Source organism: Streptomyces sp. NPDC034103, from assembly GCF_055575395.1.
In genome coordinates this window covers 664,091-689,920 of sequence record NZ_JBVISS010000002.1, presented here as the reverse complement: position 1 = coordinate 689,920, position 25,830 = coordinate 664,091, and the positions used below count along the sequence as shown (strand labels likewise).

Sequence of the window (25,830 nt, the reverse complement as noted above, 5' to 3'; positions counted from 1 at the left end):
GTGTTGAAGAAGTCGACGAAGAAGCTCTCGAACCAGGCGTAGCGGTCGGCCTCCGCCTGCTCCGCGATGCCGTCGAAGACGCTCTGCGGCACACCGGTGGGGTTGTCCGGCGTCTGCAGCAGGAACGGCTGGAGCGAACCGAGGAACGCCGCCTTCGCCACCCGCTGCGAGCCGTGGACGCCGAGGTAGCGGGCGACCTCGCCCGAACCCATCGAGAACCCGACGAGAACCGCGTCCCGCAGGTCCAGCCGCGTCAGTACGGTGTCCAGGTCGGCGGCGAAGGTGTCGTAGTCGTAGCCCGTCATGGTCTTGCTGGACCGGCCGAAGCCACGGCGGTCGTAGGTGATGACGCGATAGCCGGCCCTGACCAGGGCATCGGTCTGCTTCTCCCACGACTGCCCGTCCAGCGGATAGCCGTGGATCAGGACGACCGGCTGCCCTGACCCGTGGTCCTCGTAATAGAGCTCGATGCTGGTCGAGCCCTCGGTGCCGACGGTGATGGTTCCCACGGTGTGCCTTCCCGCCCGTCCGCCGTGTGCGAACCGCGCATGGCACCAACCTAGGAATCAAGCAGGTCGGACCGCGTCCGTCGGACTACGTCATCGGCGTACGTCATGGTGCTGCACCTTCGGGGTACGTCATGACGCTGCACTTTCGGGGTACGTCGTCGTGCCGCCCAGTACCGCGGCGAGCTCGCCGCGGGACGTCACCCCCAGTTTGGGGAACATCCGCTGGAGATGGGTGCTCACCGTCCTGGGCGAGACGTACAACCGCTCGCCGATCTCCCGGTTCGTCAGTCCCTGCGCGGCGAGCTGGGCGACATGCAGTTCGGTCGAGGTCAGCCGGTCGACCACGGCCGGATCCTGACGAGGGGACGACGTGCCCGCGGCACGCAGCTCCTGCCGTGCCCGCTCCGCCCATGCCGTCGCGCCGAGGGCGTCGAAGATCTCGCGTGCGGCATGCAGGGTGACGCGGGACTCCGCAGGTCGCCGGTGACGCCGCAGCCACTCGCCCAGAGCGAGGCGCGCCCGCGCCCGCTCGAACGGCCAGTCCGTGGGGACGGCGTCGAGGGCCGCCCTGTAGAGCGGCTCGGCGTCATCCTGCGGGCTCAGCAGGGCCCGGCCCAGTCGCAATCCGCAGAGCAGGGCGGGCGAAGACGTCAGGTCCCCGAGCGGGGTCAGCTCCCGCATGACGTCGCGCGCCGCCTGCGCGGATTCGCTGCGCACGGCCGCCTCGACCAGCTCCGCGACCGCGTAGAAGCGCAGCCAGGGGTGGAAGGCGGGGTCAGCCGAGTCGAACGCGCGGTGCAGGTGGCCGAACGCGTCGCTGTAGCGGCCCTGGCACAGCGCCGCCTGCCCGCGCGCCATCTGCACGATGGCCAGCACCGGGCGCCCTCCGCTGGGGAGGGCCTCGCGCTCGGCTTCCGCCGCCCACTCCTCCGCCGCCGGGTCACCGCTGACGGCGGCCAGCTGCGCGCGGATGGCGTTCACCATCGCGTGCACGAGAGGCTGACTGGTCTCGCGGGCCAGCGATGCTGCCTCCTCCGCGGCGAGGAAGCCGGCGCGTACGTCCCCCAGCCGTGCGGCGCTCCCCGCCTGGACGCAGAGGGCGCGGGCCAGCATCGACAGCCTGCCTTGCGCTCGCAAGGCGTCCAGCGATCTCGCCGTCAGCCGGCTTGCCAGGGCGGGAGCGCCCACCGTCACGGCGGCGGCCCCCAGGAGCTGGTCCCCCTCTGCGTTCTCGGACGAGCGCTGCAGCTGACCCGTCAGGCCTTCCATGACCGCTCCCCCACGCTCGACCGGCGTCGAGTACGCCCGCAGAGCGGCCAGGTCGGCGTTGTCGGCAGGTACGGGCATCCGGTCGGCGGCGGCGGCCACCCGCTCGCGGGCGGCCGGCCCCGGCTCTCCCCAGAAGCATTGCAGGACCGCGCCCCACAGCATGCGCAGCCCCAGTGTCGACTCGCCTCCAGCGGCGATCTCGACCGCCAACTCGGCCAGCTCGGCGGTCGCTACGCCCTCGCCCCGCGTCCCCTCGGCCAGCGCGATGCTGACCCAGGCCGCGCGGCCTCGGTCCCGGACCGAAAGATCCAGTGAGCGCGCCTGGGTCAGCAGATGCGCAGCAACGTCTCCTTGGCCCGACTCCAGCGCGAGTTCCGCAGCCCGCAGCAGCCGGTCCGCCCGCGCGGACGGGTCCTTCGTCAATTCCGCCGCCCGCCTCAGCGCGGCAAGGGCCGCGGCGACACCGCCTCGCCGCAGGGCTCTGCCGGCTGTGGAGTCCAGATCCCGGGCCGCTCGTTCGTCGAGACCGGCGGTGGCGGCGGCACGGTGCCATGCCTGCCGATCGGGCTGCCCCTGGAGCACGGCGGCCAGAGCGGCGTGTGCGGCCTGTCGTTCCGCGGCGGTAGCGGCGTGGTCCATCGCCGACCGGACGAGGGGGTGCCTGAAGGCCAGCCCCTGGGCCTCCACCAGACCCGCGTCGATCGCTGCTTCACAAGCCGCAACATCGACCGCCGTCCCGAGCATCCGGGTCGCCGCCGCGAGGCATTCCTCCATGGTTCCGTCACCGTTGAGGGCCGAGAGGAGCAGGACCGCGCGGGTCTCTGCCGGAAGGCGGGACACCCGTGCCGTGAAGGTCCGCTCCAGCCGCGCGGTCAGCGGCAGCGGACCCGGGTTGAGCGCGTACGCCCCGCCGACCGACTGCAGCGCGACCGGCAGCTCGGTCAGCGCCAGCGGGTTCCCGGCGGCCTCCTCCAGCAGCCGTCGCCTGACCTGCTGTCCCAGGCCAGGGGCCACCGCGTCCAGTACCTCACCCGACACCTCATCCGTCAGCGGGCCCAGGTGCAGCACAGGCAGGCCGGCGCTGCTGAGACGGTCGTCGAGGCGCCGGGTGACGGCGAGCAAGACGAGGGGGTCGGACTCGACCCGACGCGCGACGAACCCGAGCACATCGAGGCTGGCACGGTCCATCCAGTGGGCGTCCTCGACGACTACCAGTAGCGGCGTCTTCGCTGCCGCGTCCGTCAGCAAAGTCAGCGCGGCCAGGCCGACGAGGTACAGATCGGGAACGGCCTCGTCGACAAGCCCAACGGCTGCGAGCAGCGCCGTACGCTGACGCTCCGGCAAGTCGTCGATGCCGTCCCGCAGTTGGTGAACCAACTGGTGCAGGCCGGCGCAGGGCAGGTCTTCCTCCGACTGGACACCCACAGCAGTGATCACACGGGTCCCGCCGCGCGCTGCCGCGGCCGCGGCCTCCGCGACCAGCGCCGACTTACCGATCCCCGGCGCGCCGATGATCACCGTGGCGCCGCCCGACCCGGCGGCCCCCTGCTCGACCAGGGCAGCCAGCGCGCGACGCTCTGTCTCGCGACCCAGCAGCCCCCGCCGTTGCATGCCTCACTCCGATTTCTCTGTGTCCCCCAGCACCCGAAGGCTCCACGTCCTCGCGGAATCGGGCGGCCCGGCGGCATTTCCGCTGGTAGGCGACCCGGAGCCGACTCTGGATGCCATCCGCACCATGGTATGCACCCTGCCGGGCGGGAACGACCGCCGACCGCGTCCGCCCGTCCCGCGACCGATCGAGACAGCGCGCCGCTGACAGCTGCGGCTCCCCGCGCTCACCGGTCCCGGCCACAGTCCTACGGCAGCACGCCGGTACGGACCACGTCGGCATACCATCGCGCGCTGGACTTGGGGATGCGCTTGCCGGTCGGGTAGTCGACGTAGACGGCACCGAAGCGCTTGCTGTAGCCGTAACCCCACTCGAAGTTGTCGAGCAGAGACCACAGGAAGTAACCCCGGACGTCGACGCCGGCCTTGATCGCCTGGTGGACGGCCGACAGGTGGCCGTGGAGGTAGGCGATGCGTTCGGGGTCGGCCACCTCGCCCGCTGGGTTGACGTAGTCGTCGAACGCGGCCCCGTTCTCGGTGATCACCAGAGGCATCTCGGGAAAGTCTGTCTTGAGACGGGTCAGCAGGTCGTACAGGCCGCTGGGGTCGACCGCCCAGCCCATGGCGGTGGTGCTGCCCGGCGGACGGTGGAAGGCGACGTTGTCGGCGCCGGGCCAGGGGCTGTGCTCGCTCGCGCCATGGCCGTCGGAGCCGTGGCCGGCCTCGCCGGTGGCCGCGGAGACGAGCGTCGGCGTGTAGTAGTTGACGCCCAGGAAGTCCAGCGGCTGGTGGATGGCGGCGGCATCGCCGTCCCGTGCGAAGGACCAGTCGGTCAGGCTCGCCGTGTCCTGGAGGAGGTCGTGGGGGTACTGGCCTTGCAGCAGTGGGCCGGTGAAGACACGGTTGGCCAGTGCGTCGATCCGTCGGGCCGCGTCCACGTCCTCGGCCGCCTCGGTCAGTGCGCGGACGTGGTGGATGTTGAGAGTGATGGATGCCTGCGCGCGTGCGGGTAGTTCGGCGCGCAGCGCTTGTACGGCCTTGCCGTGGGCGAGGTTGAGATGGTGCGCCGCGCGCAGGGCCGCGACGGGGTCGGTGCGGCCGGGCGCATGGACACCTGAACCGTATCCGAGGAAGGCGCTGCACCAGGGCTCGTTGAGGGTGATCCAGGTCTTCACCCGGTCCCCCAGCGCCCGAGCCGCCAGGACCGCGTAGTCGGCGAACCGGTCGGCGGTAGCGCGCTCGGGCCAGCCGCCGGCGTCCTCCAGCTCCTGTGGCAGGTCCCAGTGATACAGCGTGACAACCGGTTCGATGCCCTTTTCCAGCAGTGCGTCGGTGAGGGCGCGATAGAAGTCGAGTCCCCTTTCGACCGCCGGACCGCGGCCGGTCGGCTGTACACGCGACCAGGACAGGGACAACCGGTACGCGCTCACTCCGAGGTCGGCCATGATCTCGACGTCCTCGCGCCAACGGTGGTAATGGTCGGTGGCGACGTCACCGGTGTCACCGTTGCGCACCCTGCCGGACGTGTGCGAGTAGGTGTCCCAGATCGAAGGAGTGCGTCCGTCCTCGGCGGCGGCACCCTCGATCTGGTATGCGGCGGTCGCCGTGCCCCAGGTGAATCCCGGCGGGAAGGTGCGGACGGCGATGGTCTCCGGGGCGGGCGCGAGGCGTCGGGTCGCAGTGCTCACGTGGGTCCTTCCAGATGATGTGCGGGCAGGGAGAGGCGAAGCGGGGCGAGGGGCGTCCAGGGAGCGCGGCAACGGGGAGACGGTGGGCCCTTCACCCCTTGACCGCCCCTTGCATGATTCCGCCGACGATCTGGCGGCCGAAGACGATGAACATCGCGAGCAGAGGCAGCGTGCCGAGCAGTGCGCCCGCCATGATCAGCGACTGATCGCGCACATAGCCCGCGCTGAGCTGGGTGAGGGCGACGGGCACCGTCGGGTTGGTCATGTCGAGCACGATGAAGGGCCAGAAGAAGTCGTTCCAGGCGTGCACGAACGTGATCATGAACAGCACGGACATGGGAGCCCGCGCGATCGGCAGCACGATGCTCCAGAAGATGCGCAGGGAGTGCGCACCGTCCACTCGTCCGGCCTCGACGAGTTCGTCAGGCAGCGCTTCGGACAGGTACTGCCGCATGAAGAACACGCCGACGGCGCTGACGAGGGTGGGGAAGATGACGGCGGGCAGTTTCTGGCCCCAGCCCAGTTCCGTCATCATCATGAACAGCGGTACGACGCCCAGTTGCGGCGGCACCATCATCGTGCCGATCACGAGCATCAGCAGGACGTTGCGGCCCTTGAAGCGGAGTTTGGCGAACGCGAAGCCGGCGAGGGTGGCGAACAGGACCGTGGACAGGGCGATCACGCCGGCCACGATCAGGCTGTTGAGCATGGCCTTGCCCAGCGCGGCGTCCTGCCAGGCCTTGCCGAGGTTCTCCAGCAGATGGGGTCCCGGCAGGAAGGGCGGAGGTGTCTGCGTGACGCGCGTGTTGTCGGTCGAAGCCGCCACCATCGTCCAGTACAGCGGGAACAGTGAGACCAGCGCCGCGAGCCCCAGCAGGATGTAGGCGACGGGTCCCGCGTGGTGCTGGCGCCCGGCAGCGGGGTGCCGGAACAGTCGGAAGGGCCGCCCACCGGGCGGGGTGGCGTTGCGGGTCGTGCGCACGGCCCCGGCAGGTGCGTCCGTCGCCCGGGCCGGGATGCTGTCTGTGGTCATGAAGATCTCCCGGTCAGGCCCTGCGCGTGATGAAGCGCTTGACGATGCGTTGGACGACGAACACGACAATGAGCAGCAGGAACATCGCCCAGGCGACCGTGGCGGCCCGCCCCATCTGGTAGTTCTTCCAGCCCTCCTCGTACAGCAGCAGACCCAGCGTCTGGTACTGGTTGTCCGCTCCCCCCGTGATGCCGTTCGGGCCCTGGCCGAAGATCAGGGGTTCACCGAAGAGCTGCGTGGCGCCGATCGTGGACAGGACGATGGTGAACACGATGGTGGAACGGATGCCGGGAACGGTGACCTTCAGGAACTGCTGCCATCGCGAGGCGCCGTCGATGGCCGCCGCCTCGTAGCGGTCGCGCGGGATCGCCTGCATCGCGGCGAGGTAGAGCAGCGCGTTGTATCCGGTCCAGCGCCAGATCACGATGGAGGAGATCGCCGTCTGCGCGGCCCACTTGTTGTTCTCCCAGTCAAGGTTGTCCACGCCGACGAGGCTCAACATCCAGTTGATCATGCCGAAGTCACGTTCGAAGAGCATCGTGAACACGAGGGCGGCGGCACCGACGGAGGTGGCGTACGGCGTCAGGGCGGCGACGCGGAAGAACGTCGAGCCACGCATCCGATAGTTGAGCAGGTGCGCCAGTCCGAGCGCCATCAACAGCTGAGGCACGGTCGACAGGACGCCGATGGTGAAGGTGTTGAGCAGCGCGTTCCAGAATCGGTCGTCCTCCCACAGCGCCGTGTAGTTGTCGAAACCGACCCACTCCATGAAGTTCAGGGTCGACAGTTCGACGCGGTGAAGCGAGATCCACGAGGTGTAGATGAGCGGGTAGAAGCTGAAGGCGGCGAACACGATGAAGAACGGGGCGACGAAGGCGTACGGGGCACCGCGGACGTCGAGCCGGTGCAGCAGGGTACGACGGCGCTGACGCTCCGCTGCGATGCCGGGCGCGCCCTTGGGGGGTGTGGAGGTGGAGATGGCCACCGGAAGGCGTCCTTCCTGGAGGGTTGGAGAGGCGGACAGGGGACCGGCGACCCAAGCGGGCGACGCGTGGGGCGCCGGGCGGCAGGCAGGGCCCCAGGTCAGCCGGCGGCCTTCTCGATGCGCTCGTCAGTGGTCTTCCACGCCTCGTTCGGGCTCTTGTTCTGCGCCTCTATCAAGGTCAGCCCCTGCGAGAAGATGTCCTTGATGGTGCCGTCCTTGCGGCCGAGCACCTGCTCGTCGGGGATCTCCTGGGCCGCAGCGCCGAAGATCTTTCCGATGGGCGCGCCACCGAAGTAGTCCGATGTGGCATCGACGACCGCGGGCATCTCCAACGCGGTCTGTGATGAAGGGAAGTTGCCGATCTTCTCGAAGAGGTAGGCCTGCTGCTCGGGGGCGGTGAGCCAGGCGACGAGGTCCTGCGCCTCCTTCTTGACGGGACTCTTCTCCATCACCCCGAGGAACGATCCGCCCCAGTTGGCACCCTTGGGCGCCTTGGCGACATCCCACTTGCCCTTGTTCTTCGGCCCCGCCTTCTCGCTGATGTGCGCGAGCATCCATGCCGGGCAGACAGTGCTGGCGAAGGTGCTGTTGGCCAGGCCGGGGTCCCAACCGGGCTGGAACTGGCGGAGCTTGGCCGTCAGATCGGACGTGGCCGCCTCGGAGGCCAGCTTCCACGCGTCCTTCACGACAGGGTTGGTGGCGTAGATCAGCTTGCCCTGCTTGTCGTAGAACTGCTGGGAGTTGCCGTAGATCATGGCGTTGAACAGTCCGCTGGAGCTGTCCATGAAGGCGACCTTGTCGTCCTTGGAGCCCTGCTTGAACGTCTTGCCGGCGGCGACGTACTTCGACCAGTCGCCCTCCCACAGCTTGGCGACCTCGTCGCGGTCGGTGGGCAGGCCGGCCTGCTCGAAGAGGTCCTTGCGGTAGCAGACGGCCATGGGGCCGATGTCGGTGCCGAGGCCGATCACCTTGTTGTCGGCGGTGGTGACCTGGCTCTGCTTCCACGGAAGGAAGTGGTCCGTCCCGGCCACTCCGGAGAGGTCGACGAACTTGTCCTTCTGGGTGTCGGACAGTTCCTTGGCCCGACCAATTTCTATGCCCTGAATGTCCTTGAGTCCGCTGCCCGCGGCCAGGTGGGTCTGCAGGGCGGTGTAGTAGGTCTGTTCATCGCCTGCGACGTCCGCCTTGATGATGACGTTCGGGTGTTCCTTCATGTACTTGTCGAGCAGACCGGTCTCCTTGAAGCCCATGACGCCGAAGAGCCCCATGGTGATGGTGACCTTGCCGTCCTTCTTGCCTCCACCGGTGCCACCGTCGCTGCCCCCGCAGCCCACCATCAGGCCGAGAGTCGACGCGACCGACACGGCGGCCACGCCTTTCGTACGCAAGGCGCTTCGGAACTTGTCCATCTGGTCCTCCTAGCGGCGGCGCTGACGCACCGGAGTTCGCGCCCTGCGGACCGCTCCGCAGGTGCGATTTGTTCGGTGGGTACGTTCCCATTTGGCGGTGGGAACGTGCCCACTCAGGAGCCCGCAGCCTCGCCGTCCCATAAGGCGTCTGTCAAGAAGTGGAATCCACTTCGTTGCTGAAAGATGTCGCGGGCCCGCCCCCGCATGCTGCGGGCGCCCTCCTCAGGTCTGGCACAATGCGCAGGTGAAAGCCGTCCAGGCAGGGCCGAGCGAGGGAGGTGCCATGGGGGAAAGGCAACGCCCGACCATCATCACCGTGGCAGCGCGCGCCGGTGTCGGACGCACCACGGTTTCACGAGTCATCAACGGCTCCGAACTCGTCAGCGAGAAGGCGAGGGCCGCCGTGCTCGCCGCCATCGCCGAACTGAACTACGTCCCGAACTCCGTTGCCCGGGGACTGGTGACGAGCCGGACGAACTCCGTGGCCCTGGTGATCCCGGAATCGGAGGCCAGGCTGGGCTCGGAGCCCTACTTCTCGGCGGTCATCCGCGGTGTCAGCACCACCCTCGCGGAGACCCGCACGCAGCTCCAACTGGTGCTCATCCGCGACCAGGCGGAGCGGGACCAGCTCACCAAGTCGGTCGCGGAACGGCGTGTCGACGGGGTGCTCCTCGTCTCCGTGCACGAGCACGATCCGCTGCCGGGGCTGCTGGAGGACATGGGACTGCCCACGGTGCTCGCCGGACGCCGCTCCCCCGACGAGTCGCTCAGTCACGTGCACTCCGACAACACCGGCGGGGCGGCCACGGCCGTCAACCACCTCCTCGCGCGGGGGCGGCGCACCGTCGCCACGATCAGTGGACCGCTTGACATGGAGGTAGGGCGCAGCAGGCTCCAGGGATGGCGCGAGGCCCTCGAGAAGGCCGGCCACCAGGGCACGGACCGGCTCGTGGCCTCGGCCGACTTCACCGAGGAGTGCGGCGGGGCGGCGATGCGTTCACTCCTTGAACGGGTGCCTGAACTCGACGCCGTGTTCGTCGCCTCGGACGTCATGGCGGCGGGGGCTCTGGCGGAGCTGCGCAGGCAGGGCAGGCGCGTCCCCGACGACGTGGCCGTGGTCGGGTTCGACGACTCCATCATCGCCCGGCACACCAATCCGCCCCTCAGCACCGTGCGTCAGCCCGTCGAGGAGATCGGCGCCATGATCGGACGCATCCTCCTGGAGGAGATCAACGATCCCGAACGGCCGCGCAGGCGCGTCACGCTTCCCACGGAACTCGTCGTACGCGAATCGTCATGAGCCCATGACGGGGGCTGCTGAACCACCTGTGCACACCCCGAACGTTGGCCTGACCCTTCCGGCTTGACGCGTGGGTGCCCGGTCCGCTGCACGCCGACCCCTCACAGGGACCCTGTCGCACCGGGGGGTGATCGAGCGGACGCCCGAGGGCACCCCTGGCGCTCACGGACGTCGCGCCCGCCTCAAGGCTTGTGGGGCGACGGCTGGTGGACGTGCAACGGACCGTGCCGGCCGCACTGTTGGCGGATGCGGGCGGGTGGGTCGCGCCCAAGACACTGATGCGTTCGGGGCGAGGGTCCGGCGGTGCCGGTGCGGGCCTCGCTCAAAGCCCATGTCACCCGAATCCGCCGTGTCATCACGGGGGCTGGACCCGCGTTGCTGATGGACGCGGAGGCAGCAGCGCGGGGCAACACCTCCGGCAGCGGCAGCTCCTCGGCGACGGCGCCCCAGCGTTCGGCCTGCTCTGCGGTGGAGGAGCCCTGGGCCAGGGTGAGGCACCGAGCCCGGTTGACGCCCAGGGCTCCCCTCGATCACCATCTCGCCCTCCCCCTCGAAACATTGATATGCAGAGGGTCAGAAATAGAATCTGCGAATGCCTTCTTTTCGCGCGCTGGAATGCCTCGTCGCTGTCGCGGACACCGGATCGATCACTCAGGCCGCGGCGCTGCTGCACTCCTCGCAGCCCGCCGTGTCCCACCACATCGCGTCACTGGAGCGCGAGACCCGCACGCCCCTGCTGCGTCGCGAGGCACGGGGGGTCAAGCTCACCGCCGCGGGGCGGGTCGCGGTCGCGGACGCCCGGCTGGCGGTCGAGGCGGCTACCGCCGCCGTGCGCTCGGCGCGGGCGGTCGGAGAAGCCGGGGGTGGGTCGCTGCGGATCGGCTGCGCACAAAGCCTCACCGTCGCCTTGCTCGCCCCAGTGCTTCGCGACTGGCGCCGACGCTACCCGGACGTGACTATCGCTCTGCATGAACTCGCCCTCATGGACGAGGCGCTGAGGCTGATCGAGTCCGACGACGTTGACGTCGTGGTGCTGCCGGACCCTCCATCCGGCCGCTTCCACGTCAGTGCCGTCGCCGAGGAGGAGATCGTGCTGGCCGCGCCCACCGGCCACCCTCTGGCCGAACGGGCCGCACTGCGGATCCAGGACCTCGATGGCGTGCCACTCGTGCACTTCACGGCGGACAACGCCCTCGGCGCATGGCTCGACCAGTGCTTCGCCCGGGCCGGGGTCCACCCGGAGGCGGTCATGCGGACGTCCGTATCTGCTGCGGCGCCCCAACTGGCCGCCGCCGGGCTGGGCGTCGCCGTCTGTCCGGTGAGTGCGGTCAGTGCGGGCTTTCCCGGCGTGGTCCGATCCTTCACACCCCGGTGGACCAGACAACTGATGGCGGTGACCTCCGCCGAACCCGATCCGCTCGTCGCACGGTTCGTCTCGGGGCTGCGCCGTCACGGAGTGCGGGTTCCCCGCAGCGTGCAGAGGCGGCTCGACGCAGGCGTCCAGGTCGCGGGCGAGTGAGCACATCTGTCCCCACGGCCTCCTCGCCACCGCCGATCGAGATTCTGCCGAGCGGGCCGCGCTCGACCGTGGCGTGACCGTACGCCGCCACGCCCTGCGCGCGTCGGCGCACGCTGCGGTCCACTGCGCCCGTCTCGCCCGCTGCAAGCCCCACAAGGGGACCCCGAGCGACGGCCGGCTGCTGGACGGTGCCGGGCGCGGCCTCGGTGACGGGAAGTCTTTCACCAGCCGCAAGCGGCCGAATGCTCGTGGCGAAGAGCAGAAGCCATCCATACTCTCTATATGAAGCCGTCGATTCATGAATAACTTCGAGGGAACATCGGGCCGCCCGGGATCGCTGCACACCACATGGCTTCCGTCCGCAGCGGGCGGCAGCGTCACACATGAGGAAGAAGGCTTCCATGGCACAGACATTCGTCACCGGTGGCTCGGGTTTCATCGGCCGAGCCCTGATCCGTCGACTCATCAGCGATGGCCATGCGGTCCGCGCGCTGGTCCGCAGCGAAGCGGCGGCCGGCAAGGTGGCGGCCCTCGGCGCACAGCCGGTGCAGGGCGAGTTGACGGAGCCGGCCACCTGGCAGGACGCGGTGGCAGGCAGTGAGGTGCTGTTCCACCTCGCCGCCGAGACGGACATCACCGCCGACCGCGAGCGCCACGAGCGGGTGACGGTCGGTGGCACCCGTACGGCTGTCGAAGTGGCCCGTACCGCAGGGGTCGCCACCTTCGTCCACTGCGGCAGCGAGTCCGCGCTCCTGGCCGGTGAACCGCTGTTGGACATCGACGAGACCGCACCACTGCGGCCGGACTCCGAAGCCGCCTACTGCTCGGCGAAGGCCATCGCCGAGCAGATCGTGCTGGACGCGGACGCACCGGGCTTCACCACCGTCTCCGTACGACCGCGGTTTGTCTGGGGCCCCGACAGCAGCCTGACCGAGGGCCTGGCGGCCGCGGCCAAGGCCGGGGAGTTCGCCTGGATCGACGGCGGCCGGCACACCACCGACGTGACGTACGTGGACAATGCCGTCGAAGGCTTGATACGCGGATGGCAGCACGGCCGGGCGGGTCAGGCCTACTTCGTCACCGACCAACACCCCGTCGTCCTGCGGGAATTCCTGGAGACGCTTTTCTCGCTCTACGGCGTCGACGCGCCCATCCCCGACATGGACGCCGACACCGCCGCCCGTGTGGTGCCGGTGCCCGCGCGGTGGTTCATCGGACAGCCGTGCACGCTGCGCACCGACAAAGCGGTGACCGAACTGGGCTACCGGCCCATCGTCCCGCACGCCGCCGGCCTCACCGCCGTGAAGGAAGCGCTCGCGTCCGACGCTGCGTGACGGCCAGCTCCGCGCATTCAACGTGGCCGCCATACACACCGCTATGCCAAGGAACTGAACCTGCAGCTGGCGGCCGAGCTCTCCCCGGACCAGCGCTACCAGCACTCACGTCGCCACGAGATCACTACCATCCGGCAGGGCGGGCTTTGCGGCACCTTCCGCTACTGCCACGATGACGTCGCCGTCGACCCGAGAACCGGTTGCCCCACCTATCACGGAGTACCGTCGGCGACAGCTCTGCTCGATGGCTCTCCATCGACCCGCCGGACAGGGCCGGCACAGGCTTGCCGTGACGGAACGGCCGCGCCGGGCGTCGCCGTCGAGGGGCAAAAGCAAGCCCCCCGTCACCACTCGCAAGCGGCGGTCATCAGTCCTAGAACGCTGATCTTCCTGGGCCGGGTGGCTCGTACACTGACGAAAATGAACGCCCACACGGCCACCGGGATCGGTGCACGTCCGGCGCCCGTCCTGCGGCCGTACGTCGACTCGTATGTCGGCTTCGACCTCCGCGGGCTCCCGACGGGCGTGCACTGCGGCCCGCCGAGCCGCGCGCTCACTACGGTGATCAGCCTGTCAGATCCTCTGGAGGTGGCGGCGGGTGTCGACGACGGGTCACCGGTCACCCGATTCGGCAGCGTGGCCGGCGGTCTGATGTGCCGGTCCGTCGCGATTCACCACGACGGACGCCAGCAAGGTGTTCAGATATCGCTGACACCTCTCGGGGCCCGGGACATCTACGGCATGCCCGCCGCCGAGCTCGCCCACCAACTGGTCCCACTTGACGAGCTTCTCGGAGCGCTTGCCGTCGAGCTGGTCGACCGGCTCCGATCAGCGACGACATGGGCGGCGCGGTTCACCACACTGGACGAATTGCTCCTCCGAGCCGTAGGCCGTGGCGCCCGCGGCGACCATGTGCGCTGGGCGCGCCCCGAAGTAGCCGAGGCGTGGCGCCGCCTCGTCGCCGCGCGGGGTTGCGTCCAGGTCGGTGCGGTCGCCGCGGAACTCGGCTGGAGCCGTAGGTACCTCACCGAGCGGTTTCGCGGTGAGATGGGCCTCTCGCCGAAGACCTTCGCCCGCGTCTTGCGCTTCGAGCACGCGCACGAACTCGCGACGGCGCAGGACCCGCCACCGTGGGGCGATGTGGCAGCCGTCTCCGGCTACGCCGACCAGGCCCATCTCGTTCGGGACTGGCGCGAGTTCACGGGCCGATCGCCGACGGCGTGGCGTCGCGGCGAAGTCCTCCTCGGAGCCGGGTAGCCGCCAACTGTCTGCCCGTCGCGTCGGCTTCTCTTCCCTTTTCTTCAAGACCGCCCGATCCCTGTCGTGGACGATCGTCGGCATGAGACTCGTCAACCACGAACGCAATGCCATGGACCTGCGGACCACCCCCGTGCACCTCGGACTGGGATCGAGAGCGAAACCCGTCGAGGGCTTCGCCTGGGACCCGGAGGTGCTCCAGGCCTACAGCGCCGCGGTCGCGGCGGACGGTGCCGAGGGCCGGATGGTGATGATCTTCGACGGCGACGGGCTCGGCGACCACTGGGAAAGCCACCCCGCAGGCGACGAACTGGTCGTTTGCCTCAGCGGGTCCGTGACGGTCACCCGCGTCGTGGACGGGGTGCCCGACCACGTCCTGCTCGCGCCGGGCGAGGCCACCATCAACCCGGCCGGGGTATGGCACGTGGTCGACATGGAGGGGCCGACGTCCATCCTGGCCATCACCGCGACCCTCGGCACCGACCACCGTCCTCGGACCGACACCACCCCGACCGAACGCGTCGGCACGCCCAGCCCGGAGGAAGCGCCGTGACGACACGGGTCGCGTGCCTCGGCGACAGCCTGACCCGCGCGCAGTTCAGCGTCGACTACCTGGATCTTCTCGGACGACGCCACCCTCTCGGTGACATGCAGCTTGCCCGTTTCGGCGTCAACGGTGACTTCGCCTACAACCTCTTGCAGCGCCTCGATGCTGTCGTCACGAACCCACCCGATGTGATCACCGTGTTGATCGGGACCAACGACGCCCGAGCGAGCCTTGCCGGCTACCCCGTCGAGCAGGCCATGAAGCGCAAACAGCTCCCCGAACGCCCGTCGGCCGGCTGGTTCCAACAGTGTCTGGCAGCCGTCGTAGCCCGGCTGCGAGCGGAGACCGACGCGACGATCGGTCTGCTGTCGCTACCGGTACTCGGCCAACAACTCGACGGAGCAGCAGCACAGGCATCGCAGGTGTACAGCCGGATGATCGCCGAGGTCGCCGCGACCAACGAGGTGGCCTACCTTCCGCTCCATGAACGCCAGATCGAGGAACTGCGCGACGCGGACCCGCCGCCGATCTCGTATCGGGAGGCGACGCCCGCAGCGGTCGTCGGCGTCCTCGCGCAGCGCGCAGTGCTGCGCCGCAGCCTCGACACGATCTCGCGGCGGCGAGGTCTCGTGCTCACGACCGACCACATCCACCAGAACAGCCGCGGCGCCACCCTTATCGCTGAGGTCATCGACGCCGGTCTGCTGACTTGTCCACGGTCGACATGTGCGAGCGGCCCCGTGACACCGTCGCCGGCCAGCCCTGTGGGGCGCACCGCGCCCAGCACACCAAGACCGGCCTGAGCGCTTTGCCCTTGGAGGAGTTTCACTGTCTGACCGGTTACGCCCCCGCCAGGTGCAACGGCTGGCCGAGGTGACCAGGCAAACCAGAAAGCGGGGGTACGCGGGCTGCGTTTCCCTCGCCCATCCGACAGGCCGCACTCAGCCGCGTACGGCCGTCTCAAGCGGGAACCGCGTCCCCGTCAGCTCCTCCGACATCGTCCACAGCCTCTTCGCCGCCTCCGGGTCGCTCGCCGCCGCGCTCCGGCCGACCAGGGTGGGCGCACCGCGCATCTCCTGGAAGCCGTCCGGGCCGACGTAGCTCGCGCCGGGGAGGTCCTGCGTCGCCGCGTACAGAGTGGGCAGCGCGCCCGCCTTGTCGTCCTGCGCCATGAACCGGTTGCCGAACTTCATGAAGAACCGGGACAGCGGGCTCGCCGCGTGGCTCTGGAGGTTGGTGGCGGCGTACCCGGGGTGGGCGGCGGTGGCGCGGACCGGGGAGCCGGCCGCCGTGAGGCGGCGCTGGAGCTCCAGGGTGAAGAGGAGGTTCGCGAGCTTCGACTGGGCGTAGGCACCGGTGGGACTGTAGTTCGCCGTCCGGTTCAGGTCGGCGAAGTCGATCACTCCGGTGCCGCTGCGGTGCAGGCCCGAGGAGACGGTGACGACCCGGTCGGTGATGTGCGGCAGCAGCAGGTTGGTCAGGGCGAAGTGCCCCAGGTGGTTCGTGCCGAACTGCATCTCGAAGCCGTCCCGCGTGCGCTGCTCCGGCAGCATCATCACACCGGCGTTGTTCAGCAGCAGATGCAGTTCGCCCTGCCAGTCCGCCGCGAACTCCCGTACCGAGGACAGGTCCGCCAGATCGAGGCGGCGGACCTCCGTGCTGCCGTGCACGGTGGCCGCCGCCGCGCGGCCGCGCTCCGGATCCCGTACGGCGAACACGACATGCGCGCCCGCGCGGGCCAGCGCCTCCGCCGCCTTGAGGCCGATACCGCTGTTGGCTCCGGTGACCACGGCCGTGCGGCCCGTGAGGTCAGGGAGGTCGGTCGCGTTCCACTTGTCAGCAGCCATGACCTCAATGTAGACGTTGACAACAATGATGTCAATGGCAACAATGCTGGCGCCGTCTACATGCGGATACGATGGGGCCCATGCCGTCCGAGACATCCGAGAGCCGCGAGACCCGCCCCTACCACCACGGAGACCTCCGCTCCGCCCTGCTCGCGAGCGCGGAGCGCACGCTGCGGGAGAAAGGGGCCGGGGCCCTGTCCCTGCGGGAACTGGCCCGGGACATCGGCGTCAGCCATGCCGCCCCGGGGCGGCACTTCAAGGACAAGCAGGCCCTGCTCAACGCCCTTGCGCTCGCCGGTTACGAGCGGCTGACGCAGGCCCTGACCGCCGTCGACGACCCCGCCCTTCCACTGGAACCGCGGCTCGTCGCCCTCGCCCGGGGCTATCTCGGCTTCGCCACCGAGAACGCCGAGCTCCTGGAGCTCATGTTCGCCCGCAAGCACGACCCTGACGCCTCCGAGGAGATGGCCGCCGCCGTCGACCGTGCGGTGGGGGCGCTGGAACGGATCATCGCGGACGCCCAGAAGCGCGGGGAGATCATCGAGGGGGACCCCGCCCACCTCACTCTCGTCGTGGGCGCCACCCTCCAGGGCACCGCCACGTTCGCCGCCAACCACCGGCTCGAGACGCAGACCTCTCTCGACGGCGTCCCCCAACTGGTGCACCTGATGCTGCACGGCCTCAAACCCAGGTGAGTTTGCTCAAACACACCATGGGCCTGCCCGCGCGACGGCCAGAAAGGTCAAGCACGAGCAGGGCCACCGGGGTCCGCGTATCGGAAGTGGCTTTGAAAAGAGGCGCTTCGACGGTCCCGAGACCATCTGGGTCAAGGAAGTGGACGCGGGCTCAGATGAGATCATCGGCACGGCCACCGTGCAGCCCGGGGGTCCCACGGGTGAACTGACAGAGAACATGTCGGCGATGGTTCGCACTACGTCCTCTTCTACGCCGTCGGCGGGGCCTGAACGCCGCTTCGCGTGAGGACGGGGCCGAACTGGAGCGACCGACCCGCACTCACTCGTCGTGGACAACTGGCAGGAGCCACTGGACTGGCGGTGGGCCAGGCGCACCCTCTTCGTCCGCGTCCACACCGCGTACGTCTCCGTGCCGGGCAAGCGCATGCTGCACGCCGTCATCCGGAGCAGCGCCGGGTGGCTGAGGAGCCCCGCCCCCGCGCCCGCCCGCGTGCAGCCCTACGTGGCCGGCAAGTGCAGGGACGTCAACGGCGTCGGCGCCGTTGACGGGACCGCCGTCCGGACGTGGAGCTGCGGCGACCGTGCCGTCCAGAAGTGGACGACCCTGGCCATCGAATGAACCCCGAACCCGGGATCTGAGCCCTCTCCGGGCTCAGATCCTGGGAGGTCACCGCGGACAGGTCAGGCCCAGGGGCTGACCACCGTGAAGGAGCTGTCTGCGCGGAACGTGTCGGTGTTCTGGTAGGGGTCCACGCGCAGGGCGTAGTTGTAGTGGCGGAGGTAGCGGCCGGGGTAGTTGTACGACTCCAGGCGGACGGAGCCGGAGGCGTCGGCCGGGCGGGCGCAGTAGGTGGCGTCCTTCTTGAAGGTGTCGGTGCCATCGCTGCTGTCGAAGCGGACCCGGAAGTCCCAGTGGCGGAGATAGCGGCCGGAGGAGTCGCGGAAGGAGTAGCAGTTGGCGTCGGCGAGGCCGGGTACGACGGTGAAGGTGGCGCTCTGCTTGACGGCGGTGCTGCTGGAGGTGCTCACCGGGTCGACGTAGCCGAGGCTGTCGGCGCGTACCACCGCGTACCGGTCCGGGTAGTTGACCGACCGCAGCGACCTGGAGGCGTTGGTGGGCAGGGTGACACCGCCGGGGACTGTCTCCTTCAGCACGGTGGCGTGGCGGATGAAGCCGGACAGCCCGGGCACCTCGGTGGGCGCGGACCAGGTGGCGAAGTTGTCGTAGCTGTCGCTGTACCAGTACTTCCCGGCGCGGTAGCCGTCGTAGTAGATGCGCCAGCCGCCGTTGTCGAGCGGAACCAGGGCCGGGCCCTCGACCCAGTCACCGAAGCCCGCCCAGTCGCCGGTCTTCTTGAAGGTGTACGGGCCGGTGAGGCTGGAGGCGGTGGCGTACTCGATGTACTTCGTCGTCTCGTTCTTGGTGAACGCGTGGTAGGTGGAGCCGACCTTGACGATGAAGGTGTCGATGTTGTTCGGCCCGATGCCGGCCAGCTGGGTCGGCGCGGACCAGGTGGTCAGCGCGGAGTTGGTTGCCGTGATCTTCCAGGCGGTGAAGTGGGTTGCGGTGCTCGCCGACGTGAGGGACACGACGACGTTGACGCTGCCGTCGGTGTCGACGAACCACTCAGGTGCCCAGGTGCGGGTCAGCCCGCTGATCGGGATCGTGTAGTTGTACAGGAACGTCCAGTTCACCCGGTCGGTGCTCCGGGCGAAACCGATCGTGTTGCCCGTCCAGTTGGTGGTGTAAGTGAGGTAGTAGTAGCCATCGGTGTGCTTGAAGATGCTGGGGTCCCGGATCAGCCCGGACGGCGGGGTGTAGGCGGGGCCTTTCTGCAGGGTGAATCCGGTGGCGTCCGGCGAGTCGTACACATACAGGTTCGACTCACTGCTGTTGGTGAACGCGGTCATCGTGTACCGCGTGGCCTGCCCGGCCGGCGGGGCGGCAGCGGTCGCGGTGCCCTCAGAGACGGCGCCGCCCAGCAGGACGAGCAGCAGCGGGCCCAGCAGGGCGAGCAGCTTTCTTGCGGTTCTGTTCAACTCTTCCTCCGGGCTCGGCCAGTCCGCTGGGCCGATCGCCGTGACAAGGGGTGCGATTGTTCGAAATAACGATCAACGTGCGGAACTTCGAGCAGAAGATAGGTTCGGCCCGTGGTTTCGTCAATGTTTCCGACGAGTACCGCTCGGCATGTTTGCCGGCCGCCCGAATATCGGAGAAGCCGCACTGTCCCACACGTTGACTTCCGCACGGGACACCCTTTAGCTTCAGCGCCAACCTCGTCCGGCAATTCGACCTACGTTCGAAATATCGGTCATATGTGGCACGGGAGCGATCCCGCCTCCGGAAGGAACCCACCCCCCATGCCCGGAACCACGCGCTTTCCAGACGCGAGCCCTTCCCCCGTCCCACTGCCTGAACACCGGACTTCGGCGCCCTCGAGGTCCAGGCGGTGTTTCGCGTAGGCAAGTCGCTTGGCGGATCTCCGGCTGGAGCGACGTGTGCCCGTTCTGGGACGACGACAGTCAGGGCTACCTGGTCATCACGCACCACGTGGACAGCTGCAAGCTGCTCCCTGTCCGACGAGGCGAGTTGTCCGATGAACAGAACGGCGTCCGTAAGGCGGGCAGACGCGACGTGCGAGGACGGTTGACGAGCTGGCCGTCGCCACGGCGAAGCACCCGCACACGGGAGACGCGTCACCCGGAATCAGTCGGCCCCTTCCGCGTCTGGTGGCGGCCTTTGCGGAACGACAGGAGACATACATGTCCGCGCTTCGCGCCCGGCTGGCGGCGGCACTGCTCGCCGTGTGCCTGCTCTTCACAGGCCAAGCCTTGATCACACCGGACCGGGCGGCCGCCGCCGACCCGGGCTACCTGATGACGCACTTCACCGGGGAGGGGTCGAACGGTCAGCAGATCTACTTCTCGTACAGCGCGGACGGCCTGAACTGGACTGAGCTCAACGGCGGCGGAATTGCCCTTCCCTCCACGGTCGGCACGAAGGGGGTGCGCGACCCCGCACTGGTGAGATCCCCGAACGGTGACAAGTACTGGATCATCGCGACCGACCTGTGCATCAGCTGCGGGCAGAACTGGGAGGCCGCCGTGTACAACGGCAGCCGCAATCTCGTGGTGTGGGAGTCGACGGACCTGACCAACTGGTCCGAGCCGTGGCTGCTCAACGTAGCGGGCGCCATCCCCGACGGACGCAACGCATGGGCTCCGGAAGCGATCTGGGATCCGGCCTCCAACGGCTACGTCCTGTACTGGGCGACGAACAAGCCGGTCGACGGCGTGAAGAAGCACCGCATCTACTCCGCCCACACCAGCGACTTCCGTTCGATCACCACTCCGCAGATCTACATCGAGCGCCCCGGCAGGCAGGAAATCATCGACACCCAGATCGTCGAGATGCCGGCCGGTGTCGGCAACTACCGCTATGTGCGGGCCTCCGGTGACGGGCAGATCACTCTCGAAGGCAGCAACTCGATCCTCGGAACCTGGACCGATCTCGGCAACCTCTCCGGCCTCGGCCTGACCGGTGCTCAGGTCGAGGGCCCGATGTGGATGAAGGTCCGCGACCGCAACGAGTGGGCGCTCTACCTCGACCAGTACTCCGCCGGACGCGGGTACATGCCGGTCACGACGACCAACCCCTCCGCCCCCGGCACCTACCGGATTCCGGCGTCGGGAACCTACTCCATGGGCGTCACGAAGAAGCGCCACGGCTCGATCCTGGCCCTCACGGCCGCCGAGGAGTCCCGCGTGCTCGCACGCTGGAGTGACCTCCCGGCCAACCGGCTCCAGTCGTACAACTTCCAGGACCGGTACGTGCGGCACGCCAACTTCGACGTGCGCATCGACCAGGACATCACCGGCCCGGACGCCCAGTTCCGACTACGGCCCGGCCTGGCGGGCACCGGCACCGTCTCCTTCGAATCGGTGAACTACCGCGGGTACTTCCTGCGGCACTCCGGATCCGACTTCCAGCTGGTCCGCAACGACGGCACCGCCCAGTTCGCCGCGGACGCCACCTTCCGGCAGGTCGCGGGGCTCGCCGACTCGAGCTGGTCGTCCTTCCAGTCGTACAACCACCCCGACCGTTACCTCCGCCACTACGCCTACCAACTCCGCCTCGATCCGATCACCACCGCGACAGGACGCAGCGACGCCACGTTCCGCGTCACGAACTGACCTGCAGAGAGAGGCAGGCCAGTCGCATCGGGTAGCACGCACCCGGTGCCGTGAGTGATCTCGACACCGGGTGTCCGCGCTCCGCCGCGCGCTATGCGCCGGCGAAGGAGCCGCTTCTTGCGGCGTGACCGCTGATCGCGGCTCCGACCAGCCGGCTCTCGAAGGACCGCAGTATCTGTTCGAGGTCCGTCGCGTCGAACGTCGTCGTATCCGTCCCGAGACTGATTCCGGCCGTTCCGAGCATGCCCCACACATCGAAGGAGAGGTTTCCGGAGTACGCGTCGACGGGTTTGGGAAATCGTCGGTACCGGCTGGATGCCATGGCTCGGTCGAGGTCCTGCGGTGCTCTGTCCGCGCGAGCCCGGATCAGCGTGCGGGGCGCTATGGGGCGGATGTTGACCACGTACGGGTTGTGTGCGGAGCGGCCCAGTTCGGCGGAGACCTCGTCCAGGGATCTGGCGTAGCGGTCGGGCTCTCGCAGGCTGACGGAGGAGGATCTGACGAGTGCCGCGTCGACGGCTCGGCACAGCGCCGGGAACCGGTCGCCGCCCAGGGACGTGTCGACCGGGACGAGGGCTCTGCCGGCGATATGGGCCACCGCCTCGCGGGCGGAGGTGGTGTGCCGGTTGGGCATCACGGTGTTGAACACGCAGGCGCCGATGCCGAGGTGTTCGGCGAGCGTGCACGCGTATGCGGCGTGCAGGACGGCGGCCGCGGATGTCCGGTACTGCTTCGCCAGACCGGCCGCCGCGAGGGCGACCGCCGCGGAGTCGAGGCATACGAAGTTGTAGACGGCGGACCTGTGGCCCGGCGGCGCCTGGAGTTCGGGCATGACGGACCGACGGAGCATGGCCCGGTCATGGGTGTCGACACGATGGGCGTGCCGCCGCCCCGAGGGACTGGCTTCGAAGCTCGCGATCTGCCGCGGCTGCCACCCCGAGCCGAGGTCGGCGCCCGGATCGGCGGCCAGTCGGGCTATGTGGTCGGCCGCGATTCGGGCGCCTGTCGTGTCCACCGAGAAGTGGTGCAAGGACAGCGCGATGTGGATGGGTCTGCCGTCCACGGTGATGACGGCGGCGCGCAACGGCAGGTCGTCCGCGGCGAATCCGGGCTCGGCCAGTCGGAGCGTGAAGGCGTTCAGCTCGTCGTAGGTCGGCGGGGCGTCGGCGGCGTACTCGTCGATCTGGAGCACGCCGGAAGCCACGACGACCGCGCGCGGGTGCCCGTCCGCGTCACGTGGATAGAGCGTGCGCAGCGCCTCGAAGTGAGCCATGACCGCGGCGAAGGCGCGCAACACCGCTGACATGTCGGGCCGGCCGTCCAGCGCCCGCCCCATCCGTACGTTCCTGTTGCGGGGTCCATGGAGATGGGGTCGGCATCCTTCACGTTCATGGGCCTTCTGCGACCAGGTCAGTTCATGCTCTCCGGCGGTGCCGGAGACGAAGACGACGTCATGGCGTGCGGTCTGTCGCATACCCGCCCCGGCCCTCCTCCGGTACGGACCCCGATCCTCCACACCGTCCGGCGGTACGACGACGCGGCCGGAGCTCGGGCGCCCCCTGTTCAAGCAGAGGATAGATCCGCGCGGGCCGCGTGCGTCAATGGTCGGAGGGTGGGGAACGCGGCGGCGGACTGTCTTCTTGCCGCGTCCCCCCGCTCGTTACCGCATCCCGCCGCTCCTCACTGGGTCCCGCCGGCGATCGCTGCCAGATGGACACCGCCCCGCAGAACGAGATGCAGATCGTGCACCCCGGTCACCTCCTCCGGCATCCGCGCGCTGACCGTGCGCCAGTCGTACCGGCCGTCGGTGCCGTTGGGGACACGGAGGGTGGCCAGCAAGGTTCCGGTACCGGGAGCACCGTCGGCGTAGATCTCGACGGTCGCGTCCTCCTCCGTCGCGCACGACACCTCGGCCGTGATGACCCGCGGCCCGTCTGCCGGGCTGCCCAGGTCGACTGAGCCGTAGCGCAGTGCGCAGTGCGCGGCACCGGACGCCGGGGTGACCGCCTCCCCCTTCTCCCGGGTGGCGTCGACGAGCGTGCCGCCCTCGCACTCGTCGAAGTCGACGGCCTCCAGCCGTCCACCGAGGAGAGCGCGGGCAGGGAGCGCCGACCCCGTCACGGTGAGGGGCGCCGTCAGGGCGATGGCTTCGGCCGAGCGCCCGACCAGGATCTCGTACGGCCCCGGGTCCACGGCGAGGGCGCCGGCCGAGACGGACCAGTGGGCCAGGGCCGCGACGGGCAGGTCGAACTCCAGCCGCCGCCGTTCACCGGGGGCGAGGGAGACCTTGCGGAAGTCCGTCAGTCTGCGCCGGGGCGCGCGGTGGCGGGCGGCGAGCGCGCGGGTGTAGAGCTGCACGGTCTCGGTGCCCGTGCGCGCCCCGGTGTTGGTGAGCTCGACGCTCACGACCACGGTGTCGTCCTGCGCCGCTTCCCGCGCGGACAGCCGCAGGCCGGAGTAGGCGAAGCTGGTGTAGGACAGGCCGTGTCCGAAGGGGTACAGCGGTGCGGCGTCGTGGTACTGGTACGTCCAGCCGGCGCTGATGATGTCGTAGTCGAGGCGGCCGGGCAGCGGGTCGTCGCCGCGGTACCAGGTCTGCGGGAGCCGTCCGGAGGGTTCGGCCTCGCCGAGCAGGGTCGCGGCGAGTGCCCGGCCCGTCTCCTGCCCGCCGTGGGAGGTCCACACCACGGCGGGCAGGTGCTCGTCCGCCCAGTCGACGGCGTACGGGTAGCTGCTCATCACGACCAGTACCGACTCGGGGCGCTCGGCGGCGACGGCGCGCAGCAGGGCCTCCTGCGCGGGCGGCAGTGAGATGCCGGTACGGTCCTCGGTCTCGCGGCCGTTGATGTGCGGGTCGTTTCCGAGGACGACCACGGCGACGTCCGCCGAGGCGGCGGCCGCGACGGCTTCGGCGATTCCGTCCCTGACGACTGTTCGGGTCCAGCGTTCGGCCTGCTCGGGGGCTTGGGCGGAGAGGGTGACGCGGCCGGTGGCGGGGTCCACGGCGGCGTAGCGGCCGTTGCTGATGTTGCGCAGCAGTTCCGTGCCGTCCGGCTGGGGTTCCAGCCGGAAGGTCTCGTGGACGAACCAGCCGTTCGGCTGCGTCTGGTCGGCGGCGAGGGTGAGGTCCCCGTCCTTGAGGGTGACGTAGCGTTCCGTGCGGGCGTTGCGGAGGGTCAGCACGCCTTCGCCCCAGTCGAACAGGTCGTGGCAGGCGTTGTCGCCCGCTTCCTGCTCGTCCGAGTGAGCACCGGCCACCATGGGCCCGCCGGGGTCGAGCGCGGGCACGCGCAGGAGGCCTCCGGTGGAGGCGGCACGCAGCGTGATCCGGTCGACTCCCTCCGCGCGGACCGCTTCGGCGCCGCGCTCCTTCAGGGCCGCCTCCAGGCCGGCGGCAATGGTGATCCGGTACGGCATGGTGCCGCTGTACCAGTCCTCGAAGAGGCTGTCCGCCAACGGACCGACGAGCGCGACGCGCCCGCCGGGGGCCGGTGACAGCGGCAGTGCGCCGTCGTTCTTCAGCAGCACCACCGACTCCGTGGCGGCGCGCAGGGCGAGCGCCCGGTGGGCGGGGCTGTCCACGACGTCGTCGCGGATGCCGGCGTAGGGGTCGAGGTCCGGATCGAACTCGCCGAGGCGGAAGCGTATCGACAGATGGCGTCGTACGGCGCGGTCGACGTCGGCCTCGGTGAGCAGCCCGAGGTCGACCGCCGTGCGGAGCCGGTCGAGGGTGATGCTGCCGTCCTCGTCCAGTTCGGTGATGCTGTCGACGCCGGCGCGTACCGCCGCCGCGTGGGAGGTGGGGTGGTCGTCGAAGTAGTGCTCCGATTCGGCGAGGTTGGTCACCGCTCCGGCGTCGCTGCAGACGAACAGCTCGTGGCCGGTGGGCTCGGCCCAGCGCCGTACCTCGGTCTCGATCAGTGGACTGACATGGCAGGGGCGGCCGTTGATGAGGTTGTAGGCCGGCATGACGCCGGTGGCGGCGCCGGACTCGATCGCCGGGCGGAAGGCGGCGAGGTCGTACTCGTGCAGCACCCTGGGCGGCACCACGGAGGAGGTGGTGTCGCGCTCGTCCTCGTTGTTGTAGGCGAGGAAGTGCTTCAGGAGGGGTGCCGTGCGCAGATAGACCGGGTGGTCCCCGGCCAGCCCGCGGCAGAAGCTGACGGAGAGCCGGCCGGTGAGCAGCGGGTCCTCCGCGTACCCCTCCTCGTTGCGGCCCCAGCGGGGGTCGCGCAGCAGGTTCACCACGGGAGCCCAGACCTGGAGGCTGGGACGGCGACCGTCGGCGGCGGCGCTCTGGTGGAGGGCGCGGGCCTCGGTGCCGACGGCCGTGGCGACCTCGTTCAGCAGCTCCTCGTCCCAGGTGGCTCCCAGGCCTACCGCCTGCGGGAACACGGTGGCCGGCCCCAGCCAGGACACGCCGTGCAGCCCTTCGGTACCGGTCTTGAAGGGGGCCAGTCCGAGGCGCGGGACTCCCGGTGAGTACTGGTAGAGCAGCTCGATGCGCTCGTCGAGGGTCAGCCGGGAGATCAGGTCGTCGACTCGCCGGGCGAGGGGTAGCGCGGGGTCACGGAACGGCAGGTCGGTGGTGGGCGGCTCGGGGGATGTGGCGGCGGTACTCACCTGAGAAGTCCCT

At 69.4% G+C, this 25,830-nt stretch carries 17 protein-coding genes and 2 pseudogenes; 9 read left to right on the top strand and 10 right to left on the bottom strand.

Annotated features, from left to right (window positions below; all coding sequences use genetic code 11):
- From ACZ56U_RS06115 to ACZ56U_RS06090, 6 genes are all read right to left on the bottom strand, one after another.
- On the bottom strand, nt 1-509 hold a 509-nt coding region (locus ACZ56U_RS06115; RefSeq protein ID WP_469082831.1), incomplete at its 3' end, for an alpha/beta fold hydrolase.
- A gap of 129 nt (nt 510-638) precedes the next feature.
- Nucleotides 639-3,389: an ATP-binding protein gene (locus tag ACZ56U_RS06110; protein WP_469082830.1), complete on the bottom strand. Its 2,751-nt coding sequence runs from the start codon at nt 3,387-3,389 to the stop codon at nt 639-641.
- A gap of 245 nt (nt 3,390-3,634) precedes the next feature.
- Complete coding sequence (locus ACZ56U_RS06105; RefSeq protein WP_469082829.1) at nt 3,635-5,074, bottom strand: GH1 family beta-glucosidase; 1,440 nt, start codon at nt 5,072-5,074, stop codon at nt 3,635-3,637.
- A gap of 91 nt (nt 5,075-5,165) precedes the next feature.
- A complete protein-coding gene (locus ACZ56U_RS06100) occupies nt 5,166-6,107 on the bottom strand; it encodes a carbohydrate ABC transporter permease (protein WP_469082828.1) in 942 nt (313 codons plus the stop codon).
- Nucleotides 6,108-6,120: 13 nt separating this feature from the next.
- On the bottom strand, nt 6,121-7,092 hold the full coding sequence (locus tag ACZ56U_RS06095) for a carbohydrate ABC transporter permease (protein ID WP_469082827.1): 972 nt from the start codon (nt 7,090-7,092) through the stop codon (nt 6,121-6,123).
- Between the two features lie 98 nt (nt 7,093-7,190).
- Entirely contained in the window at nt 7,191-8,501 is a 1,311-nt protein-coding gene (locus ACZ56U_RS06090) for an extracellular solute-binding protein (RefSeq protein WP_469082826.1), read from the bottom strand.
- Between the two features lie 283 nt (nt 8,502-8,784).
- Between ACZ56U_RS06090 and ACZ56U_RS06085 the strand changes: the two genes are divergently transcribed.
- The 6 genes and pseudogenes from ACZ56U_RS06085 to ACZ56U_RS06060 form a co-directional block, all read left to right on the top strand.
- The gene (locus tag ACZ56U_RS06085) at nt 8,785-9,801 is read left to right on the top strand and encodes a LacI family DNA-binding transcriptional regulator (RefSeq protein WP_469082825.1); all 1,017 of its coding nucleotides are present in this window, start codon (nt 8,785-8,787) and stop codon (nt 9,799-9,801) included.
- A 592-nt stretch (nt 9,802-10,393) separates the two neighbouring features.
- Nucleotides 10,394-11,320 (top strand): LysR family transcriptional regulator, encoded by a 927-nt coding sequence (locus tag ACZ56U_RS06080; protein WP_469082824.1) that lies wholly within the window; start codon nt 10,394-10,396, stop codon nt 11,318-11,320.
- A 401-nt stretch (nt 11,321-11,721) separates the two neighbouring features.
- Nucleotides 11,722-12,654 carry an NAD-dependent epimerase/dehydratase family protein gene (locus ACZ56U_RS06075; RefSeq protein ID WP_469082823.1) on the top strand — a complete coding sequence of 311 codons (933 nt, stop codon included), beginning with the start codon at nt 11,722-11,724 and terminating at the stop codon, nt 12,652-12,654.
- 420 nt (nt 12,655-13,074) lie between these two features.
- Nucleotides 13,075-13,911: an AraC family transcriptional regulator gene (locus ACZ56U_RS06070; protein WP_469082822.1), complete on the top strand. Its 837-nt coding sequence runs from the start codon at nt 13,075-13,077 to the stop codon at nt 13,909-13,911.
- Between the two features lie 82 nt (nt 13,912-13,993).
- Nucleotides 13,994-14,464: a cupin domain-containing protein gene (locus ACZ56U_RS06065; protein ID WP_469082821.1), complete on the top strand. Its 471-nt coding sequence runs from the start codon at nt 13,994-13,996 to the stop codon at nt 14,462-14,464.
- Nucleotides 14,461-15,168 (top strand): annotated as a pseudogene (locus tag ACZ56U_RS06060) (SGNH/GDSL hydrolase family protein); the annotation flags it as partial. The gene ACZ56U_RS06065 and the pseudogene ACZ56U_RS06060, both read left to right, overlap by 4 nt.
- Before the next feature lie 231 nt (nt 15,169-15,399).
- Here ACZ56U_RS06060 and ACZ56U_RS06055 read toward each other — a convergent pair.
- Complete coding sequence (locus ACZ56U_RS06055; RefSeq protein WP_469082820.1) at nt 15,400-16,305, bottom strand: oxidoreductase; 906 nt, start codon at nt 16,303-16,305, stop codon at nt 15,400-15,402.
- An 80-nt stretch (nt 16,306-16,385) separates the two neighbouring features.
- Here ACZ56U_RS06055 and ACZ56U_RS06050 point away from each other — a divergent pair, with 80 nt between their 5' ends.
- The gene (locus ACZ56U_RS06050; RefSeq protein WP_469082819.1) at nt 16,386-17,000 is read left to right on the top strand and encodes a TetR/AcrR family transcriptional regulator; all 615 of its coding nucleotides are present in this window, start codon (nt 16,386-16,388) and stop codon (nt 16,998-17,000) included.
- 325 nt (nt 17,001-17,325) lie between these two features.
- A pseudogene (locus ACZ56U_RS06045) lies at nt 17,326-17,619 on the top strand (hypothetical protein); the annotation flags it as partial.
- A gap of 62 nt (nt 17,620-17,681) precedes the next feature.
- Here the strand turns inward: ACZ56U_RS06045 and ACZ56U_RS06040 are convergent.
- On the bottom strand, nt 17,682-19,040 hold the full coding sequence (locus ACZ56U_RS06040) for a glycoside hydrolase family 43 protein (protein WP_469082818.1): 1,359 nt from the start codon (nt 19,038-19,040) through the stop codon (nt 17,682-17,684).
- A 723-nt stretch (nt 19,041-19,763) separates the two neighbouring features.
- On the opposite strand from ACZ56U_RS06040, the gene ACZ56U_RS06035 reads away from it, so the two are divergent.
- Nucleotides 19,764-21,194, top strand: coding sequence for a glycoside hydrolase family 43 protein (locus ACZ56U_RS06035; RefSeq protein ID WP_469082817.1), 1,431 nt, complete (start codon nt 19,764-19,766; stop codon nt 21,192-21,194).
- A gap of 91 nt (nt 21,195-21,285) precedes the next feature.
- Here the strand turns inward: ACZ56U_RS06035 and ACZ56U_RS06030 are convergent, their stop codons facing one another.
- Together ACZ56U_RS06030 and ACZ56U_RS06025 are read right to left on the bottom strand one after the other, a co-directional pair.
- Nucleotides 21,286-22,668, bottom strand: a complete 1,383-nt coding sequence (locus ACZ56U_RS06030; RefSeq protein ID WP_469082816.1) for a condensation domain-containing protein — start codon at nt 22,666-22,668, stop codon at nt 21,286-21,288.
- A gap of 206 nt (nt 22,669-22,874) precedes the next feature.
- On the bottom strand, nt 22,875-25,817 hold the full coding sequence (locus ACZ56U_RS06025; RefSeq protein WP_469082815.1) for a glycoside hydrolase family 3 C-terminal domain-containing protein: 2,943 nt from the start codon (nt 25,815-25,817) through the stop codon (nt 22,875-22,877).
- Nucleotides 25,818-25,830: the final 13 nt, after the last annotated feature.

Excerpts from the sequence above, each read along its gene's own strand:
- ACZ56U_RS06110 (WP_469082830.1), bottom strand. The coding sequence starts at position 3,389 with ATGCAACGGCGGGGGCTGCTGGGTCGCGAGACAGAGCGTCGCGCGCTG.
- ACZ56U_RS06100 (WP_469082828.1), bottom strand. The coding sequence starts at position 6,107 with ATGACCACAGACAGCATCCCGGCCCGGGCGACGGACGCACCTGCCGGG.
- ACZ56U_RS06090 (WP_469082826.1), bottom strand. The coding sequence starts at position 8,501 with ATGGACAAGTTCCGAAGCGCCTTGCGTACGAAAGGCGTGGCCGCCGTG.
- ACZ56U_RS06085 (WP_469082825.1), top strand. The coding sequence starts at position 8,785 with ATGGGGGAAAGGCAACGCCCGACCATCATCACCGTGGCAGCGCGCGCC.
- ACZ56U_RS06080 (WP_469082824.1), top strand. The coding sequence starts at position 10,394 with ATGCCTTCTTTTCGCGCGCTGGAATGCCTCGTCGCTGTCGCGGACACC.
- ACZ56U_RS06075 (WP_469082823.1), top strand. The coding sequence starts at position 11,722 with ATGGCACAGACATTCGTCACCGGTGGCTCGGGTTTCATCGGCCGAGCC.
- ACZ56U_RS06070 (WP_469082822.1), top strand. The coding sequence starts at position 13,075 with ATGAACGCCCACACGGCCACCGGGATCGGTGCACGTCCGGCGCCCGTC.
- ACZ56U_RS06065 (WP_469082821.1), top strand. The coding sequence starts at position 13,994 with ATGAGACTCGTCAACCACGAACGCAATGCCATGGACCTGCGGACCACC.
- ACZ56U_RS06055 (WP_469082820.1), bottom strand. The coding sequence starts at position 16,305 with ATGGCTGCTGACAAGTGGAACGCGACCGACCTCCCTGACCTCACGGGC.
- ACZ56U_RS06050 (WP_469082819.1), top strand. The coding sequence starts at position 16,386 with ATGCCGTCCGAGACATCCGAGAGCCGCGAGACCCGCCCCTACCACCAC.
- ACZ56U_RS06035 (WP_469082817.1), top strand. The coding sequence starts at position 19,764 with ATGTCCGCGCTTCGCGCCCGGCTGGCGGCGGCACTGCTCGCCGTGTGC.
- ACZ56U_RS06030 (WP_469082816.1), bottom strand. The coding sequence starts at position 22,668 with ATGCGACAGACCGCACGCCATGACGTCGTCTTCGTCTCCGGCACCGCC.